Here is a 17,653-nt window from a genome sequence, read left to right on the forward strand (position 1 = left end):
TAGCACGGACGAACAGCACGTAAGATGACAGACGAACAAACGCCGGCGGCAGTAAGCGACCCCGTTCAGCAACCTTTGCCACTGGCGTTTATCAATGGTGAAGCGGTCATTGAAAAGCCGTCAGATCTGTACATTCCCCCCGATGCACTGGAAGTCATTCTGGAAACCTTTGAAGGCCCGCTGGACCTTCTTTTGTACCTTATCCGCAAACAAAAATTCGAAATCGTAACCTTACCCGTGGCAGACATTACGGCGCAGTACATGGAATATGTGGAGGTTATGAAAACATTGAAGCTGGAATTAGCTGCCGAATATTTGCTGATGGCAGCGATTCTGGCTGAAATTAAATCCCGGTTACTGCTACCAAGGCGAAGCGATGAACCGGAAGATGAAGAAGACCCGCGAGCGGAGCTGATCCGCCGGTTAAGAGAATACGAAGCCGTTAAAGAAGCTGCACAATCATTGGATGAACAGCCCCGTATGGAGCGTGATGTGTTTGCAGTGAAGGCTGATGTGGCTCTGAGTGTGCAACCGGTGCGGATAGAGCCGGATGTGTCACTGCAGGAGCTTGTGCTGGCATTCAGCCATGCCATGAAGCGGGCTGCTGCATTTGAACATCATACAATTGAGCGGGAGGCGCTGAGTACCCGTGAGCGCATGAGCCAGATTCTGGCTATGGTAAACAGTGAGACCTACACACCGCTGGATGCGTTATTCACGCCGGAAGAAGGCAGAGCAGGTGTGGTGGTGTCTTTTCTGGCGATTCTGGAATTAGTAAAAGAACAGCTTTTATTGTGCGTTCAGACAGGACCATTTGCCAGAATTCATGTAAAATTGGGCCGTCATGAAGAAGATTAATAAAGTCCAGCTTAAGCAACTGGTCGAGGCCGCACTGTTTGTTGCCGATGCGCCAATGACTAAACTGGCACTGCGAGAGTCTGTGCTGGCTGAATTTACAGTCAGTGAACGGGCGCTGAACGAGGTGCTCAAAGAGCTGGTGCTGGACTATCAGCCCAGAGGGATTCAACTGGTTGAAGTGGCCAGCGGATATCGTTTTCAGTCACTGGACAGCTTAAGCCCCTGGCTGAGCCGCATGTGGCAGGAGAACGCGCCCCGTTATTCACGTGCAATGCTGGAAACACTGGCGTTAATTGCTTACCGTCAACCCATAACCCGCGGCGAAATTGAAGCGGTACGCGGGGTGGCAGTCAGCAGTAATATTATCCGTACCCTGACAGAAAGAGACTGGATCAAAGTGGTAGGGCACAAAGAAGTGCCGGGCAGACCGTCGTTATATGCCACTACCAGACAGTTTCTGGATTATTTTTCGTTAAAGTCGTTGGCCGATTTACCCGGATCTGAGGTTTTTGAAGGGCTTGAAGACAACGAACAGCCGCCTGCGACGGCTACACTAGAGGCACCGTCTGACGACGACCGTGCGATTGAAACCGCTGAACAAAAGCGAGAAGAAAATGAGTGAAAAGTTGCAAAAAGTCCTGGCTAACCAGGGACTGGGCTCCCGCCGTGAAATGGAACGGTGGATAGAAGCCGGAAGGGTATCGGTAGATGGCAAAATTGCGACACTGGGCGACCGTGTTGAACCCGGCCAGCAAATCCGTGTAGACGGTCATCTGTTATCCCGTCAGGCAGAAAAACCGGTATGCCGTGTATTAATGTATAACAAGCCGGAAGGTGAATTATGCAGCCGTCACGATCCTGAAGGCCGCCCCACAGTATTTGACCGTCTGCCAGCTATCCGCGTGGGACGCTGGATTGCCGTAGGACGGCTGGATATCAATACCAGTGGCCTGTTGTTATTCACCAATGACGGTGAACTGGCAAACCGCTTAATGCACCCTAAATGTGAAGTTGAACGTGAGTATGCTGTACGCGTATTCGGTGAAGTGTCCGGTAAAACGCTGAACACGCTGACCAAAGGGGTTGAACTGGAAGATGGTCTGGCGCGGTTTACTGAAATCAAAGCCCGTTCTAAGCCTGCCGGTGAAGAAGAGAGTATGAACCGCTGGTACAACGTGACGTTGTCTGAAGGCCGTAACCGCGAGGTACGTCGCTTGTGGGAGTCTCAGGAAATGCAGGTCAGCCGTCTCGTTCGCGTGCGCTACGGACCGGTGGAGCTGCAAAAGCGTTTACCGCAGGGGGCCTGGGTAGAGTTGCCGCTGGAGCAGTTAAATGCCCTTCGTAAACTGGTGCAACTGGACGATGAAACACAAACGCTGGTGGATGTAAGACAGGGTAAACTTGATCATGCCCGCCTTACCCGTATGCGCCGCTCGGTGAAAAAACACCGTACACGGCAGTCTCATCAACGTAATCAGTCAGCCAGCTCTGACTGACTGGAAGGGCGTTTCTTTAAACAGGTACGCCCGTTATCAATACCGTGCCGGCGGGCAACCTGAGCAATCAGCCCGCGGTGCGTTTTGAGAAATTCATCTAATTTTTCCAGCATCGCCGGATACTGCTCACTGGAAATCCGCAGGCTCTCTTTCTTATCCTGAATATGTTCTGATGCCACAATGCGTTTACCTGACAGCTTCAGTGCTGCAGTTGCATCATTCAGCAGTTCGCTGTCTGTGATAATGGCATCAACCTCACCGTCAACCAGCGCCTTTACCAGGTGTGTCGGCTCAGAGAATGACACTATTTTTGTGTAGCCTTTACGTTCCTGTTCTAACCAGTCACTGGAAACCGGCTGATCTTCAATAATACCCAGTGCAGTCACGTCGGGGATTCGCATCCATTGATTCTCAGGCAACACACGGGTGATTTCACAAATACCGACCACAGGCTGGCTGTAAAATAGCGTGCCGTCTGTGGCAGACCAGCGGGGGTGATCCGGAAAGCGGAAATCAATCATGTTTTCTTTAAACCACTGATCGTAAGCGTCGCCCTGAAGGGGCACATATTCCAGTTCAAAGCCCTCTTCAAGAGCAAATGCTGTCATCACCGCATCGAGCACCGGGTGATATTTGCCACCGTTTACCGGGTGGACCTGTCTGCCTGAACTGTCTTCGACACCTACAAAGAAAGTATCTTTCGCCGCAAAAGCATGACCTGAAAGCAATACGGCAGCGAGAAGAGTGATAGCGCGTCGCATCGTATTCGTCCTGTTCACTTAAACTTTAGTCGTAACACAAGCCTATCAATGCAATTGCCTTTGCACGATAAGACCGTTGGCATGCAAGTATTAAAACCAATACCTGAAGAAAGTGAAGTAATCTGTATTCAATGTCTTAGCGTAGACAAGGTGAATTCATAATACAGGAGAAGATAATGCAATCGATGCCTCAATTAGGTGTAGGTACGTTTCGTTTAGAAGGAGAGGTAGCAAGAAAAACGGTTTCAGATGCGCTTTCCACCGGCTTCCGCCATATCGATACCGCCCAGTTTTATGGCAACGAAGAAGAAATCGGCAATGCAATTCAAACTGCCGGTCTTCCCCGTGAAGAACTGTTCGTGACCACCAAGGTATGGCACGACCATCTTGATAAGGGTCACTTCATTCCGTCTGTGCATGAAAGTCTGAACAAACTGAAAATGGCCTATGTTGACCTGCTGCTCATCCACTGGCCGTCACCCAATGATCATATTCCCATGGAGTCATATTTGGCGTCACTGAAGCAGGCTAAGGAAGAAGGTTTAACGCGCCATATCGGTGTGTCTAATTTCACCATGGCACAAATCGACAAAGCGGTTGAGATTCTGGGAGAGGGCGAGATACTCACTAACCAGATAGAGCTTCACCCGTTTATGCAAAACCGTCAGGTGGTTGAACATTGTATGCAGGCTGGTATTTCCACTACCGCCTATATGCCCTTCGCGGTGGGCGAAGTCATGAAAAATGATGAACTCAAAGCCATTGCTGACGCGCACGGAGCCAATCCTGCACAGGTTGTACTGGCGTGGATGGAAGTAAAAGGTATCCATGCCATCCCTTCATCAACGAATAAGGACCATTTGCAGGCGAACTTCGATTATACCGCTGTCAAGCTGTCAGAAGATGATGTGGCGCGCATTGATGAGCTGGACAACGGCGAACGTATCGTGGATCCGGATTTCGCGCCGCAGTGGGATTAATATCCTTTTACATTTAACCACCCGTAATTGTCATAAAGGGTTTGCCGGCTGCACTTTCATCACCATATAGTGGATAGGATGTATACGCCTGATGACGTGCAGTCAGGTAAGTAATGCAACATTAATACAAGGACAAACGTGCTACCGGATAATAAACAGCAGCAGCTCCGGCGTGCAAAACGCATCGCGCTTTTCTGGCTGGTGGGAGCTGCGTTTGTCTTTATTCTTGCGACGCTGGCAGAGTACCGGCAGTGGATAACGCCATGGCCCGCCTGGGCCGGGCTCATTAAGATGGCATCAGAAGCTGCGCTGGTTGGCGGGCTGGCTGACTGGTTTGCCGTCAGCGCATTGTTCAGGCCTATTCCGGCCAGATTTCCAATCCCTCACACGAATATCGTAGCGAATAACAAAGCGGCGGTTGCCGGTAATTTGTCCCGCTTTGTGAAGGAAAAATTCTTCAATGAAGTCGCTATCGAAAAACTGGTCAATGATGCCCGTCCTGCTCAGGGAATGGCAAGATGGTTGCGTGAGCCTCAAAACGCAGACCGTCTGAGTCGCTTCGCCGCGCGCTCGCTGGTGGGGATCATTAACACGCTGGATGATAAACCCGTTCAGGACATGATGGTAAGCGGAGTGAAGCGGGCTCTGCTGAAAATGGATCTTTCGCCTCTCGCGGCCGGCACGTTACGGGTTCTGACCCGTGATAAGCGCCATCAGGAGGTGCTGGATCAATTGCTTTATAAAATCGCAGAGCTTGCTCACCGGCCTGACAGTCAGATGTTTATTGCTGAAAAGCTGCATAGCTGGCTGAAAACAGAGTACCGGCGACTGGAGAAAATACTGCCAACCACCTGGTTGAGCGAGCAGGGCGCTGACATCGCTTCCAAAGCCATTGTGAGCATTCTGGCGGATATTGCCAACGACAGCGAACACCCGGTACGCAAGAGTTTCGACCGCCAGCTGGAGGACTTCACGGCGAGGATGGAAACCGACCCTGCAATGACAGAGAAGCTGGAAAATATCCGTACCCAATTGCTGAATAACGATACCCTTCAGCAGTACCTGTTTCAGGTGTGGGGCGACGTGAAACGCTGGTTAATCGATGATGTTGCAGCCACAGACGGCAAGTTCACAGACCGTTTATCCCATGCACTGCAGGAAGCAGGTAAATCGGTGGCAAACGATGAGCAACTGGCCAACGCTATCGATGTACACATCGCAGAAGCAGCCAGAGCGATGGCGCCGGAGCTCGCAGATTTTCTTACTGACCATATCCGTAAAACCATTCTGGCATGGGATGACAACCAGATGGCGGAACAAATTGAACTGAACATCGGTAAAGATCTGCAAAAAGTGCGTATTAACGGTACGTTGGTGGGCGGGCTGATTGGTGCCTGTCTGTTTTTAATTGAACATGCTATCAGTCTTTTATAACCGGTACGTAGCCGTCTTCCTTTTGAATTTTGTGTACTATCGTGTGACACTTTTTCTTCTCCATTTCTATTTATAAAAAACGAAAACAACATGAGAAAACGAATTCTTCCGGCGTTACTGCTGGTGTTGCCGCTTATGCATGTCAGCGCAGACGCAGAGCAGGTCAGAGCCCGTGATCTTGGCATCGCGCCTGGTGTACTTGCGACCGGAAAACTGAACAGTATTACCGATGTCGCAGGCGTACGGGTGGGGCAGGTAACCCTTCATAACGGAAAAGACGTTCACACCGGTGTGACAGCCATTATTCCGGCAGAGGGTAATTTACGGCAACGTAAGGTACCGGCTGCGGTATACGTGGGTAATGGTTACGGCAAAATGACCGGGATCAGTCAAATCCGGGAATTGGGAGAAATTGAAACACCCGTTGTGCTTACCAATACACTGAATGTGGCTGAAGGTATTGCTGGTGTAGTGGAATGGACGCTGGCACAACCGGGGAATGAAGACGTGGCATCGGTGAATGCTGTCGTAGGTGAAACAAACGACGGATTTCTTAACGACATCCGCCGCAGAACCGTAACGAAAGCTGATGTGATTCAGGCTATCAATACAGCGCAAAGTGGCCCGGTTGCAGAGGGAAATAATGGTGCCGGTAGCGGTACCCGCGCCTTCGGGTGGAAAGGCGGAATTGGTACAAGCAGCCGTTTGCTGCCTGCATCACTGGGGGGATACACGGTCGGTGTGCTGGTACAGAGTAACTTTGGCGGCATCCTGAATATTGACGGCCTGAAAGCCGGGGAAGCGCTAAATCAGCACTACCTGTATAAAGAAATGAATAACGATACCGCTGCTGACGGCTCTATCATGATAGTGGTTGCAACAGACGCACCGCTGGACGACCGCAATCTGGAAAGGCTGGCAAAGCGGGCCATGGCCGGTGTTGCGCGAACCGGTGCCAGCCTGACAAACGGCTCCGGCGATTATGTTATAGCCTTTTCTAACGCAGATGCATTACGTCGTGACGAGCAGTCGCCGGCGCATTCATCCACCGTGATGGCGAACAGTCAGTTGTCACCTTTATTCGAGGCGGTGATTGAAGCAACGCAGGAAGCCATTTATAACAGTCTGCTGATGGCTGAGGACGTGGAGGGTTTTCACGGGAGTGTAAAAGCCCTGCCGGTAGACAAAATCCGCTCTATGTTACCGGCCGAACACGGGAGAACAGAGTCATCTGATACGTTGAGAGTGGCTACTTTTAACGTAAGTATGGAGTCGACGAATTACCCTTCTTCAGGGCTTCCGCCCGGTGATGACGTGCTTAAAAAGGTGTTGTCAGATGGCAATAATCCGCAGGTCAAAAATATTGCTGAGATCATTCAGCGCACCGCGCCGGATATTATTTTGCTTAATGAGTTTGATTACATCAAATCGCAGAGCGATGGTGTGCGGGCTTTTATTCAAAATTATCTGAATGTCAGTCAGCACGGGCAATCTGCTATCGATTACCCGTACGTTTATCTCGCGCCGGTGAACACCGGTGAGCCGTCTCCTTTCGATCTGGATAACGATGGTAAAGCCACCGGAACAGGCGGTGATGCGTGGGGATTTGGCTTGTATCCCGGTCAGTACGGCATGGTTGTATTGTCGAAATATCCCGTCGTGCATGATCAGGTGCACAGCTTGCAGACATTTAAGTGGAAAGATATGCCCGGTGCTCAGAAGCCCGTTGACCCGGCCACAGATACTCCCTGGTATAACCAAGAGGAATGGGCTGAGTTCCGTTTAAGCTCCAAGTCTCACTGGGATATACCCGTTAACGTTAATGGCCGCATTGTGCATGTACTTGCTATGCATCCCACACCGCCTAATTTCGATGGTGATGAGGATCGTAACGGTAAGCGGAACCATGATGAAATCAGGCTGATGGCTGACTATCTGTCTCCGGATAAAGGCGAATATATTACTGATGATGAGGGTAAACAATCCGGCCTGCCGGAAAACACCCGTTTCGTACTGGCGGGCGATTTCAACGCTGCCGATGCGGGTGGTAAACACCGGCCCGGCGTCATAGAACAGCTTATTGATAACCGGTATGTGAACGGCAATGTTATCCCGGAAAGTGAGGGTGGCCGTGAACATTCAACAGAGCCTTACAGCCGCAGGTTCACTGCACACTGGGGGGCAAGGGCAGATTACGTTTTACCGTCAAGATATGGTTTTGAAGTGACCGGTAGCGGTGTTTTCTGGCCCGAAAAAGCCAGCCCGTTGTACCGTCTGGTGAAAGATCGTGAAGCGAGTTCTGATCACCGCCTGGTCTGGCTGGACGTGACGTTAACCGGTAAGTGATTAAGCAGGCCGGACAGTTGTATTTCTGTCCGGCCTGCAATGATTAGCTGCGGTTGCTGTTGTTACGTCTAATTACTTTGCTTTCCAGCGCAGGATTAGCAAGCTCAAGTACAACGGCGCGCTCTAAAATGATATTGCCGTTAACAACCACATCTTCCGTGATTGAAAGCACCGGTTGTTCGGATTTTTTCTTCATCCAGCCATTTTCAGTTTCTTCAAATACGATGTCGCCGTAGATACGGGTATTGCCTGACAAGGTGACATTACCATTTTGCGTTGTGACTGAGCCTTTTATCTCGCCATCCGGCACCGTAATATCGCCATTCACTGTTTCCAAATCGCCTTCCACCAGACTATTCACAGAAAGCCCGATATTGCCATTTACCGTAGACATATCACCAAACACATTCAGGTTTTTACCGGCATTAATATCGCCGTTAACCGTACTCGCTTCATTGATTGCAGCGTTATCTGCAATACTGATATTGCCGTTCACCGTACTGACATCTTCAGCAACAGTAAATGTTTGCAAAGTCACGTCTCCGTTAACGGAAGACACATCGCCTGCATGACGGCCTTCATAGATGGTTACCGATCCCAGTACACTGCTTACATCGCCGCCATCGTGATAATCACCGTTCCCACCGACATTGATTACACAGCCTGATAGCGTGACAGCACATAAAAGTGATAAAGCAATAATTGAGCGATTCCTGTTTAGCATTCTATTTTCCGTTTTGTAGTGATGTGTGTCCGGTATGGCGTTAATACTCCCGTTTTTTGCCGGGAAGCATTCACTTAACAATGAGCAATAACCGCACACGAATGAGTGTAAAAAGTATGACAAGTTCAGCAATTGCTGAGCCAAAAGTGATTATGTATTTAAAATCAGTGGGTTATGGATTTTTGGCGTGCAGGGGAAGGGGAGAGCGTATCCGGGAGTAGTACGGAACACCACATTTTGGTGTTCCGGACCAAAAATGCTTACTGATCGAGCGGGGTATTAAAATCTTCTGACAGTTCGAAGTCACCTTCTACGGTGGTTAGCACATTACCGTCGAAATTAAGTACCAGTTGCTTCTGGAAATCTTCACCGCGTTTGGACATACCGCGCTTCATATCGTACACGTAATACCATGTGCTCTTATCAAAAGAGTCTTCAACAACAGGGTGGCCAAGAACATAAACAACCTGCTCTTTGGTCATGCCAACACGCAGCTTTTTAACGTCACGTTCGTCCAGAAAGTTGCCCTGTGGCACATCAATCCGGTAGATCCAGTTGTTACAGGCAGTGGTGAAAAATACAGCGGTTAACAAAATAGCGATTTGATACAACTTCATGCGTGAGCTTGTCCAGTTATGCTTTGATTATAGTGACAGGCATTACCTTTGCCGGCAAACCAGTGTCAGAATGCGGCTGTCGCAAAATAATGCGCGACAGCATGCTACCCAATCACCTATGACCAATCAACCGCTTATTAGTTCGATTCTGCACTTTCTAACAGTTCTCTGGCATTTGCCAGTGCTGATTCGGTTACCTTATCACCGGCAAGTAACCGGGCCAGTTCGTCTATCCGGTCCTGCTTCGTTAATGGCAACATCTGTGTTTCTGTTGTACTACCATCACTGAACTTGGTCACAAACAACTGGTTATGGGCCTGTGCAGCAACCTGAGGTAAGTGCGTAACACACATGACCTGACTCACTTTACCCAGCCGGCGTAACAAACCACCTACAATGGCGGCGGTAGGGCCGCTGATCCCTGTATCGACCTCATCAAAAATCATGGTCGGTGTTGCGTGTTTGTCGCTGGTCAATACCTGAATGGCAAGCCCGATACGCGACAGCTCACCGCCCGACACCACTTTTTCCAGTTTATCTGCCGGTTGGCCGGGGTTTGTGGACACCAGGAAAGTCACATCATCCAGACCTGACGCTACAGGCGTTTTGTCTTCCTGATAATCGACAGCAATATCGATGACCGCATGAGGCATATTCATCTGACGGATTTGCCCCTGAATCGCTTCTGCCAGCTTAACCGAAGCAACATGCCTTGATGCCGAAAGTGCCTCACAGGCCTGACGGTAAGCGTCTTTAGCTTCAACGACCTCATGCTGCAAATCTTCCAGACGATTCTCATCCTGCTCCAAACCGGCAAATTCTGCCGCCAGTGCCTGGTGATGCCCGAACAGTTCTTCAGGCATCACGGCATGCTTTCGTGCCAGCTCCATGGCTTTACTGTAACGGGATTCCACCTGTTGCAGCCGCAGAGGATCTATTTCAAGGTCATCGCAATAGCTGCGTAATTCTCTGGCCGCTTCTTCTACCTGAATAGAGGCATCGTTCAGCAAGGCAATAATCGGCGTCAGGGCGCTGTCGTGTTCTTCCAGCTCAGACAGACGGTCAAGACCATTTTGGATAATGGATAACGCGTTACCCTCATCATTCTCATACAGGTTATAAAAACTCGTTTGCGCCTGTTCCAGCAATGTCTGGCCGTTACTCAACCTGCGGTGCTCAATTTCCAGTTCGGTAAATTCGCCGTCTTCAATAGCAAACTCATCCAGTTCCTGTACCTGATAGGCCAGCAGTTGCTGACGGTCAGCACGTTGTTGTGCCTGTGTTTCCAGGTTTTTCAGTTCCGACTGTTTTTGTTTCCACAAGCGGTAGTTATCTGACACGGCGCTCAGCAAGGCAGGATGCGCGGCATACTGATCAACTAGTTTTCGCTGATAATCGTCTTTCAAAAGCTGAAGATGAGTATTCTGGCCATGGATAGCAATGAGGTACTGGCCGAACTGTTTCAGCTGTTGCAGCGATACCGGTGTGCCGTTAATGAACGCTTTCGATCTGCCTTCGCGGGAAATGACACGGCGTACAAAGCAGCTGTCGTCATCTTCATCCAGCAATTCCTGCTCATCCAGCCAGGCCAGTGCAGCTTTATGGCCTTTCAGATTAAAATGGGCAACGATTTCTGCTTTAGGCGCGTCTTTACGCACCGCGCCGGCATCGGCCCGCTCACCCAGACAAAGGCTGAGTGCATCAATAGCAATAGATTTACCCGCACCGGTTTCACCGGTGATGGCCGTCATACCAGACTCAAGATTGACAGATAATTGCTTAACAACAGCGAAATTTTTGATCGACAGATTAACCAGCATGTGTTCACCGCAGTATGTTTATACAGTATGTGTAAATATATACAGTATTTTGGCTGTGTAAAGTAAAGTTTTTTCTACGTTGAAAACGCCCGGGTAAATTGCTTTATTATAATTTTTATTAAAAACCTGCGCACAAGGCATTACAGGCTGGCAAACTCAAACAATGGAAGCAAGAAACGGATTACCGCAAACGTTCGCTGGCTGAGAGGGCCATGTGGCGATATAAATCCCTGACCGGTGACAAGCTTCGTTTGCGGGATTATGACGCGCAGGTGGGTGAAGTCATGGCCCGGGTGGCAGTGTTGAATAAAATGGCCTCGTTAGGGATGTCCTTGAGCCAGATGATCCGCTCAGTGAACTGGGGTTAAGGGGAAATCTGTCCTAAATAACTGTTCTTAAGTGTAGATCACCCCATAGGGGGAACTCAGTGTGATTTCTGCGATCAGATCAATCGCCAAAAAGAAATTATCGAGAACCACACTGAGCATGAACAGAATATCATTGATTGACCGGGCTGAGCGACGCCGTTTAGAAAAAATCGTCCAATGCAGTAAGGATAAACGCTTTAGTCGTCGGGCAAATGCGGTGCTTTTGGTACACAAGGGCCAATCCCGTAAGCGTGTTGCGTTATTACTGAGTGCTGCACGTTCATCAGTCAGTCGCTGGTGTAAGTGGTATGAAGAATCAGGAATAGAAGGTTTAAAAGATGCTGAGCATGGCAAACCGGCTTATTTGCCTGGTGACGCGATAGTCAAACTCTTGTTTCTGTTGATTCACTGGACACCTCAGGAGCTGGGCTATCAGCGTAGCCGTTGGAGTTCGGAATTGCTGGCTAAAGTGATTTACGAAAATACTGGCATTCGTATACATAGCTCGACGTTGAGACGGTGGATGCCAGAACTTGGCATCGTTTGGCGCAGAGCAGCCCCGACTTTACGGATCCGCGATCCACACAAGGAAGAGAAACTTGCTGCGATTAAAGCAGCGCTTGATAAGTGTTCTGCTGAGCACCCTGTGTTTTATGAAGATGAAGTGGATATTCACCTGAATCCGAAGATAGGTGCTGACTGGGGATTTAGAGGACAACAGCGGTTAGTCCCAACGCCAGGACAAAATGAGAAATATTATCTGGCCGGTGCGCTTAACGCGGGTACAGGTAAAGTGCTTTATGTTGGTCGTCATTCAAAATGTTCAGAGATATTTATCCGCCTAATGAGGCACCTAAGAAGAACATACAGAAAGGCGAAGACAATAACGCTGATCGTGGACAATTACATCATTCACAAAAGTAAGAAAACACAGGCATGGCTGAAGCAAAATCCCAAGTTTATTCTGTTGTTCCAGCCAGTCTACAGCCCCTGGGTTAATAAGATTGAAAAGTTGTGGCATGCCTTGCATGAAACTATCACTCGCAATCATAAGTGCACGGAAATGTGGCAACTACTCAAAAGGGTACGGCGGTTTATGGAGACCGCATCACCATTCCCTGGCAATGACCACGGGATGGCAAAGGTGTAGCAGACTTCGGATCAGTTATTTAGAAGATGATTTGATCAACAAGGCTAGGGTTGAAAGCCCTAGCCTTGTTTCTCATTTGCACTCTGCTGTAGTGATTTTGGCTCAACCGGAGCAGTAATATTCAGTTTCAACTCAATTTCTTCAAGCGACAGCTGTTTGGTTTCCGGTACTTTTCGCCAAATGAAGATAAACCCGAGTAAACAAATAATGCCATAAATCAAAAAGCTCCCTTGTGCTTCAAAAGTATGATTAATCAATGGAAAAGTGTAAGTTAAAACAAACGAAGCAAACCAAAGAGTAAAAGTACCGATAGCCATAGCTACGCCACGAACCCGATTAGGAAAAAGCTCAGCTAGTAATACCCAGGTAACAGGTGCCAATGTCATCGCATATATTGCAATTGCACACAGTACCAGCAGCAGAACAGGCAAACCTAAAGTGCCTGTTTGATAAGCCAGTGCAATCAAGGCATAAATAATCGTCAAACCAATTGAACCGAATAACATGAGTTTACGTCGCCCTAGACGGTCAACTAAAGGTAAAGCGAGTAAAGTAAAAATTAAGTTCACAGAGCCGGTTGCTACAATGGATTTTAGTGTATCGTCAATATCAAATCCTGCGCTTGTAAAAATTTCCTGCGCGTAATTAAATACTACGTTGATGCCACACCATTGCTGAAATGCAGCCAGTACTATACCAATGATTAACACGGGTTTAAGTGATAGCAAATCCTCAAATCCACTGCCATGCTTTACTGACAAATTAGCCTTTAGTTCGGTTAGAACCTTACTTGTGTAGCTGCTACTACCAATTTTAGCCAACACTTCTCGCGCTTCAGTAAAGCGAGCTTTTTGCGTTAGCCAGCGTGGTGATTCAGGGATTAAAATGGCCAGAATTAAAAATAACATTGCCGGAACTAGCTCAGCCGCAAACATATAACGCCAGCCAATTTGTCCGTTCCAGGTATGCATTAGCTGAGCTTGAGTCGCAGCCGCCGAGTTTGGCTCTGCAATCACTAAATTGATGAGTTGTGCTGCTAATACACCAATAACTATCGTTAACTGATTAATCGAAACTAACTGTCCGCGTTTTTCAAGCGGACTCAGCTCAGAGATATACATAGGCGAAACAGTTGACGCTATGCCAATTCCGACCCCGCCGATAATTCTGGCCCAAACAAAAACATCCACATTGTCGGCCCATGCAGTTGCTGCGGCTGAAATAACAAACAAGACGGCAGACAATAGCAATGCTTTTTTCCGACCAAATGTATCTGAAATTTTGCCAGATAAAATAGCGCCGAAAATACAGCCAATTAATGCAGATCCCATTAACCACCCCGAAACTGAAGGGTCAGACACCGCAAAAAAAGCTTCATAAAATGGTTTAGCACCACCAATTACTACCCAGTCATAACCAAATAAAAAGCCACCGCATGCTGCGGTTAAACTGATCATCCAGATATAAGTCATATTGAGGTCGTTTTGTTTTGATTTCATTATGTCAGTTGCACACTATTTTACTTGAATGCCATTAAATAATTGTAGCCTGCTTATTATCTCGGGCTGAGTCTATAGGATTAATAAGCTTAAAACACTTTGTATTTAGGAATTAATGTTATAGGTGATGCCTTGCATGTAAATGGAAATACCAATTATTTTCGATGGATTATCTTATAAAAATTAACAAAAGTTACATTTACAAACTATACCTCAAAGAGTTAAAGCACCTCTCATAGATCTAGATTAAATGCTATGAGAGGGTGTCAGGTCAGAAACTGCGGGTTAAAATACTTATTTTTTCCGCTGGATTATTCTCACATTCAGCCAATAAGGCCAACCCTTTTTTTGCTAGGCTAGCAATCAGATCCAGCATTTGATCACGGCTTTGCTGAATATCGTCTTCAAACACAAGTAGATTTGGTAGAGATGTAGCAAAATAAGGGATTTTAGCTTGTGTTTGTGTTTCTGTTTCAACATAAGCCAACATGTCATTAAACAGTTTTTGCGCCTCACTGAACTGAGTTAATGCAATCAAGGCTAATCCTTTAAAATAAGATAATTCAGAAAAACTGACTACGGCCATATTCTGAAAATCGTTATTTTCATTGGCACAAGCTTCAAATGCATTTTTTGCCAGTTCAATTTGTCCTAATTGAGTTAACGTCATGCCCAGCCAATAGTTAACTTCTGCTTTGGCTTGCAATAAATGGTACGCTTCGCCTAAATTACCAGGTGTTTCAAACGCAAATTCAAAGTGAGCCAGTGCCTGCTCGAAATTAGCCTGAGCAAACGCTTGCTGGCCAAGTTTAATTTTTGCTCTAGTGTACTGTGCTAGCACTTTCCCTTCACCGCCTTCCCAAGGATGGAAACGACGTGTAGTCAAAACGTCTAAAGCAGCTGTCATTTGGCCGCTATCGTTTAACAAAGCACAGTATTCAATACAGGCATCATCACGACGCAACACTAAATCCAGATTTGATTGCATATATTGCAATCTATGCTCTACTAAATCGCCACTGCGTTTAGTTAACTGGTCGTATTCAAATACCAAGCGGGCATCACCACCAGCAAACTTAAGTGCCGTTAAATAGGCTTCTCTTGCTTTTACTTCATCCTGCTCAATATTCCAGTAGGCAATACCTAAATTACGAAACACAGTTGCATAGTCGCAATTTTGAGCAGCCTTTTCCCACGCCTCGATTGCGTCTTTATGTCGGCGTTTATCATAATAATAATTACCTAAACCATAGCCGATTAACCAATGCGAATTATGCTCTGCTGCCCATTCAAGCAATACCTGTTCCTGTAAGCGAAACGGGAAAAAATAATCTGCATTTTGCGCACACGCCTTTGAAAGCCATTGCGCAGATTCATTATTATTACCTTTTTGCTCAAACAACCAGGCTTTTAAAAATAAAATAACCTGAGATTGTTGCAATGGATTCGGCACTGAAGTTGGAACAACCGGATTAGCTAAATGAAAATCGATTAGTTCAAGTGCCGAGTCATATGCTTTGATTGCGACATACTCAAATGCCAAATCTAAAATAGTTTGCGCATCGTTTCGATATTGACAGGCAAATTTAGATTTAGCCGAATTATCTGCTTTAGCTAATTCCCAGCTAGCCCATACATCCAAGCCGTCTGTTCCAAGCAATTGCTGTAATATTTTTTCAGCTCCCTGATTATCTCCTAACTGACTGTGGCAAATCGACATTAAAGTATATGCGTTGTTATTTTCAGTATTGTTTTTTACACTAAGCTTCAAATGCTCTAATGCGCTGGTATAGTCCTGATTGGCCATATCCAACCTTGCTAGTTGGTAATAACCTGCACTGCGCCATTCAAAATTCCAAATTGCTTTATAAAAGCGACTATAAGCCAACTCTACCTTACCAAGATAATATGCAGCTAACCCCGAAAAATAATGAGCTTCTCCCGTTTCTGGATTAGGATGATAGCGAGTCAATTTAGAAATTGCTTCATTTATATAAGCAAGAGATTTTTCAAATTCGCCGCGTTTAAGCGCTTGCTTGCCTAGCGATAAATTACAACGAAAATCAGCTGGGTCACGTTTTAGCGCTTCCAACCAATAAATTTCTGGCATACGTGTAGGATGCTGATATTGGCGTAAATGCTCACCGATTAAATACAGTTCATCAATTGTCGCTATTTCTGCTGGTGGCAGAGGCTCCTGTGCTACTTCTCTAGTTTGACTAATACTATTTTCATCAATTGGACTAAAGCCACCTAAACATTTACCAGTTGCATCAAACACACTAACAACAAGTTGTGTACCTGAGGTATGGTTTAAACTGTTATTTTGCCAAACTTCACCTGGTTTTAATGATAATAGCTCTTCGTGAATAGACTGGTCATTCTCTGTTACTCTAATCAACAGCTTTTCGTGAACAGCAGACACGTTTAAGCCTAACTCAATTTGACCTGTTTTATTTATTTCACATCTTAATGCAATATTTTCATTCGCTTCTTGCACAGGACCAATTTGCTGAATCGGCCACCAGAATTGAGAAAAAGTTTTGGTTTCATACGGTAGTAAATATGAAAAATCTGGTTGGTTATCTGTATACACACCCGCCATTAATTCAACATATGGCCCACCTTCATCTGTTAATTCTCTATCCCAAGCCCAGCCAAATTCACTGTTCCCCCAAGTCCACTGTTTTTTACCTGGTGCAATATGGCGATTAGCAACATGCACAAAACCACCCTGCTTAGAAAAGTCGTAACCACCAAAAAAATCAGCTGCGGTTTCACACACCATATAACTGGTTGGCACTGGAATATTTTTATACCAACTTAAATCATTGGCGCCAGTGCGACTAGCGTAATCAATTCCATAATAATCATTATTAGCAACCGGAAAATAACTCATGGCTCTAACGGCATGATCTGCAACATAGCGCACATCTGGCGGGAAAAAGCTTTGATAGTCGTCATGCACTTCAGCAGCAACATTCGCCCACCATAAAAAGTTTTGGGTAAAAGAAGTACGATTAAATAATCTAACCTTTAATTCAATAACAGAACTGCCAGGGCGTAAACAAACACCGTGCATGCCTTTCATACGTAATAAAGGATCGTGATCCGACATCCATACAGTTTTTGAACCGTCTGCCTCTTCTTCAATAAATACATCGGTTGGCATATAAGTGCCTGGTCTGTGATGTTGCGGCCAGTTAAACTCAACTCCACCAGATAACCAAGGTCCAGCTAAACCAACCAGCGCTGGTTTAATCACATCCTGCTTATAAAAAAAATCGTAATTGTGATTAGTTTTATCTTGTCCTTTGAAAATACGTCCGCCAATCTCAGGCAAAATTTCCAGATAAATGAATTCGTTTTCTATAATAGCAACCTGATATTCAATATCTTGGGTAGAATTGTGTACTTCATCGACATAAGGTAATGGGTACACTTTACCGCTTTGGCCCTGATATACCCGTTTCTCAAAAAACATTGGGTTCTTTTCAGGTATCCCTAGTGTATATGTAGGTAACGTTGTTTTAGTTAGTTTTGCCGAAACAGTCATTCGATTTTTCCTTTAATAAAGCAAAAATATTTAATCAATTTTTT

14 protein-coding genes are annotated in these 17,653 nt (G+C 46.5%); 8 read left to right on the forward strand and 6 right to left on the reverse strand.

Annotation, left to right across the window (positions count from 1 at the left end; translation table 11 throughout):
* The first annotated feature begins 24 nt into the window (after nt 1-24).
* Genes ACXAGR_RS18010 through rluB form a run of 3 tightly spaced genes read left to right on the forward strand, consistent with a single transcriptional unit; the run spans nt 25 to nt 2,354 of the window.
* Complete coding sequence (locus ACXAGR_RS18010; RefSeq protein ID WP_303574621.1) at nt 25-858, forward strand: segregation and condensation protein A; 834 nt, start codon at nt 25-27, stop codon at nt 856-858.
* On the forward strand, nt 845-1,480 hold the full coding sequence (gene scpB / locus ACXAGR_RS18015) for an SMC-Scp complex subunit ScpB (protein WP_119500901.1): 636 nt from the start codon (nt 845-847) through the stop codon (nt 1,478-1,480). The genes ACXAGR_RS18010 and scpB overlap by 14 nt, the downstream gene beginning before the upstream one ends.
* Complete coding sequence (rluB, locus tag ACXAGR_RS18020) at nt 1,473-2,354, forward strand: 23S rRNA pseudouridine(2605) synthase RluB (RefSeq protein WP_474845441.1); 882 nt, start codon at nt 1,473-1,475, stop codon at nt 2,352-2,354. The genes scpB and rluB overlap by 8 nt, the downstream gene beginning before the upstream one ends.
* Here the strand turns inward: rluB and ACXAGR_RS18025 are convergent.
* Complete coding sequence (locus ACXAGR_RS18025; protein ID WP_474851717.1) at nt 2,333-3,115, reverse strand: type 2 periplasmic-binding domain-containing protein; 783 nt, start codon at nt 3,113-3,115, stop codon at nt 2,333-2,335. The genes rluB and ACXAGR_RS18025 overlap by 22 nt on opposite strands.
* A 176-nt stretch (nt 3,116-3,291) precedes the next feature.
* Between ACXAGR_RS18025 and dkgB the strand changes: the two genes are divergently transcribed.
* From dkgB to ACXAGR_RS18040, 3 genes are all read left to right on the forward strand, one after another.
* A complete protein-coding gene (dkgB, locus tag ACXAGR_RS18030; protein WP_474851719.1) occupies nt 3,292-4,095 on the forward strand; it encodes a 2,5-didehydrogluconate reductase DkgB in 804 nt (267 codons plus the stop codon).
* 138 nt (nt 4,096-4,233) lie between these two features.
* The gene (locus ACXAGR_RS18035) at nt 4,234-5,529 is read left to right on the forward strand and encodes a DUF445 domain-containing protein (protein WP_474851721.1); all 1,296 of its coding nucleotides are present in this window, start codon (nt 4,234-4,236) and stop codon (nt 5,527-5,529) included.
* A gap of 90 nt (nt 5,530-5,619) precedes the next feature.
* A complete protein-coding gene (locus tag ACXAGR_RS18040) occupies nt 5,620-7,875 on the forward strand; it encodes a P1 family peptidase (RefSeq protein WP_474851723.1) in 2,256 nt (751 codons plus the stop codon).
* 43 nt (nt 7,876-7,918) lie between these two features.
* Here ACXAGR_RS18040 and ACXAGR_RS18045 read toward each other — a convergent pair whose 3' ends face one another.
* The 3 genes from ACXAGR_RS18045 to recN all read right to left on the reverse strand — a co-directional run bounded on the left by ACXAGR_RS18045 (nt 7,919) and on the right by recN (nt 11,036).
* Nucleotides 7,919-8,599: a DUF4097 family beta strand repeat-containing protein gene (locus ACXAGR_RS18045; protein ID WP_474851725.1), complete on the reverse strand. Its 681-nt coding sequence runs from the start codon at nt 8,597-8,599 to the stop codon at nt 7,919-7,921.
* 260 nt (nt 8,600-8,859) lie between these two features.
* Complete coding sequence (locus tag ACXAGR_RS18050; protein WP_119500908.1) at nt 8,860-9,216, reverse strand: outer membrane protein assembly factor BamE; 357 nt, start codon at nt 9,214-9,216, stop codon at nt 8,860-8,862.
* 137 nt (nt 9,217-9,353) lie between these two features.
* Nucleotides 9,354-11,036 (reverse strand): DNA repair protein RecN, encoded by a 1,683-nt coding sequence (gene recN / locus ACXAGR_RS18055; RefSeq protein ID WP_474851727.1) that lies wholly within the window; start codon nt 11,034-11,036, stop codon nt 9,354-9,356.
* A gap of 212 nt (nt 11,037-11,248) precedes the next feature.
* On the opposite strand from recN, the gene ACXAGR_RS18060 reads away from it, so the two are divergent.
* Both ACXAGR_RS18060 and ACXAGR_RS18065 read left to right on the forward strand, forming a co-directional pair.
* Entirely contained in the window at nt 11,249-11,404 is a 156-nt protein-coding gene (locus ACXAGR_RS18060; RefSeq protein WP_474851729.1) for a hypothetical protein, read from the forward strand.
* A 118-nt stretch (nt 11,405-11,522) separates the two neighbouring features.
* Nucleotides 11,523-12,554, forward strand: a complete 1,032-nt coding sequence (locus ACXAGR_RS18065) for an IS630 family transposase (RefSeq protein WP_474852137.1) — start codon at nt 11,523-11,525, stop codon at nt 12,552-12,554.
* Nucleotides 12,555-12,613: 59 nt separating this feature from the next.
* Here ACXAGR_RS18065 and ACXAGR_RS18070 read toward each other — a convergent pair whose 3' ends face one another.
* Both ACXAGR_RS18070 and ACXAGR_RS18075 read right to left on the reverse strand, forming a co-directional pair.
* Entirely contained in the window at nt 12,614-14,053 is a 1,440-nt protein-coding gene (locus ACXAGR_RS18070) for a sugar porter family MFS transporter (RefSeq protein WP_474851731.1), read from the reverse strand.
* Between the two features lie 271 nt (nt 14,054-14,324).
* Nucleotides 14,325-17,609, reverse strand: coding sequence for a DUF5107 domain-containing protein (locus ACXAGR_RS18075; protein ID WP_474851733.1), 3,285 nt, complete (start codon nt 17,607-17,609; stop codon nt 14,325-14,327).
* Between the last annotated feature and the right edge of the window lie 44 nt (nt 17,610-17,653).

This window comes from Alteromonas sp. ABH4_457, from assembly GCF_056160625.1.

What these genes read in the sequence shown, in the direction of transcription:
- ACXAGR_RS18010 (WP_303574621.1), top strand. Translation starts at nt 25, where the DNA reads ATGACAGACGAACAAACGCCGGCGGCAGTAAGCGACCCCGTTCAGCAA.
- scpB (WP_119500901.1), top strand. Translation starts at nt 845, where the DNA reads ATGAAGAAGATTAATAAAGTCCAGCTTAAGCAACTGGTCGAGGCCGCA.
- rluB (WP_474845441.1), top strand. Translation starts at nt 1,473, where the DNA reads ATGAGTGAAAAGTTGCAAAAAGTCCTGGCTAACCAGGGACTGGGCTCC.
- ACXAGR_RS18025 (WP_474851717.1), bottom strand. Translation starts at nt 3,115, where the DNA reads ATGCGACGCGCTATCACTCTTCTCGCTGCCGTATTGCTTTCAGGTCAT.
- dkgB (WP_474851719.1), top strand. Translation starts at nt 3,292, where the DNA reads ATGCAATCGATGCCTCAATTAGGTGTAGGTACGTTTCGTTTAGAAGGA.
- ACXAGR_RS18040 (WP_474851723.1), top strand. Translation starts at nt 5,620, where the DNA reads ATGAGAAAACGAATTCTTCCGGCGTTACTGCTGGTGTTGCCGCTTATG.
- ACXAGR_RS18045 (WP_474851725.1), bottom strand. Translation starts at nt 8,599, where the DNA reads ATGCTAAACAGGAATCGCTCAATTATTGCTTTATCACTTTTATGTGCT.
- ACXAGR_RS18050 (WP_119500908.1), bottom strand. Translation starts at nt 9,216, where the DNA reads ATGAAGTTGTATCAAATCGCTATTTTGTTAACCGCTGTATTTTTCACC.
- recN (WP_474851727.1), bottom strand. Translation starts at nt 11,036, where the DNA reads ATGCTGGTTAATCTGTCGATCAAAAATTTCGCTGTTGTTAAGCAATTA.
- ACXAGR_RS18060 (WP_474851729.1), top strand. Translation starts at nt 11,249, where the DNA reads ATGTGGCGATATAAATCCCTGACCGGTGACAAGCTTCGTTTGCGGGAT.
- ACXAGR_RS18065 (WP_474852137.1), top strand. Translation starts at nt 11,523, where the DNA reads ATGAACAGAATATCATTGATTGACCGGGCTGAGCGACGCCGTTTAGAA.
- ACXAGR_RS18070 (WP_474851731.1), bottom strand. Translation starts at nt 14,053, where the DNA reads ATGAAATCAAAACAAAACGACCTCAATATGACTTATATCTGGATGATC.
- ACXAGR_RS18075 (WP_474851733.1), bottom strand. Translation starts at nt 17,609, where the DNA reads ATGACTGTTTCGGCAAAACTAACTAAAACAACGTTACCTACATATACA.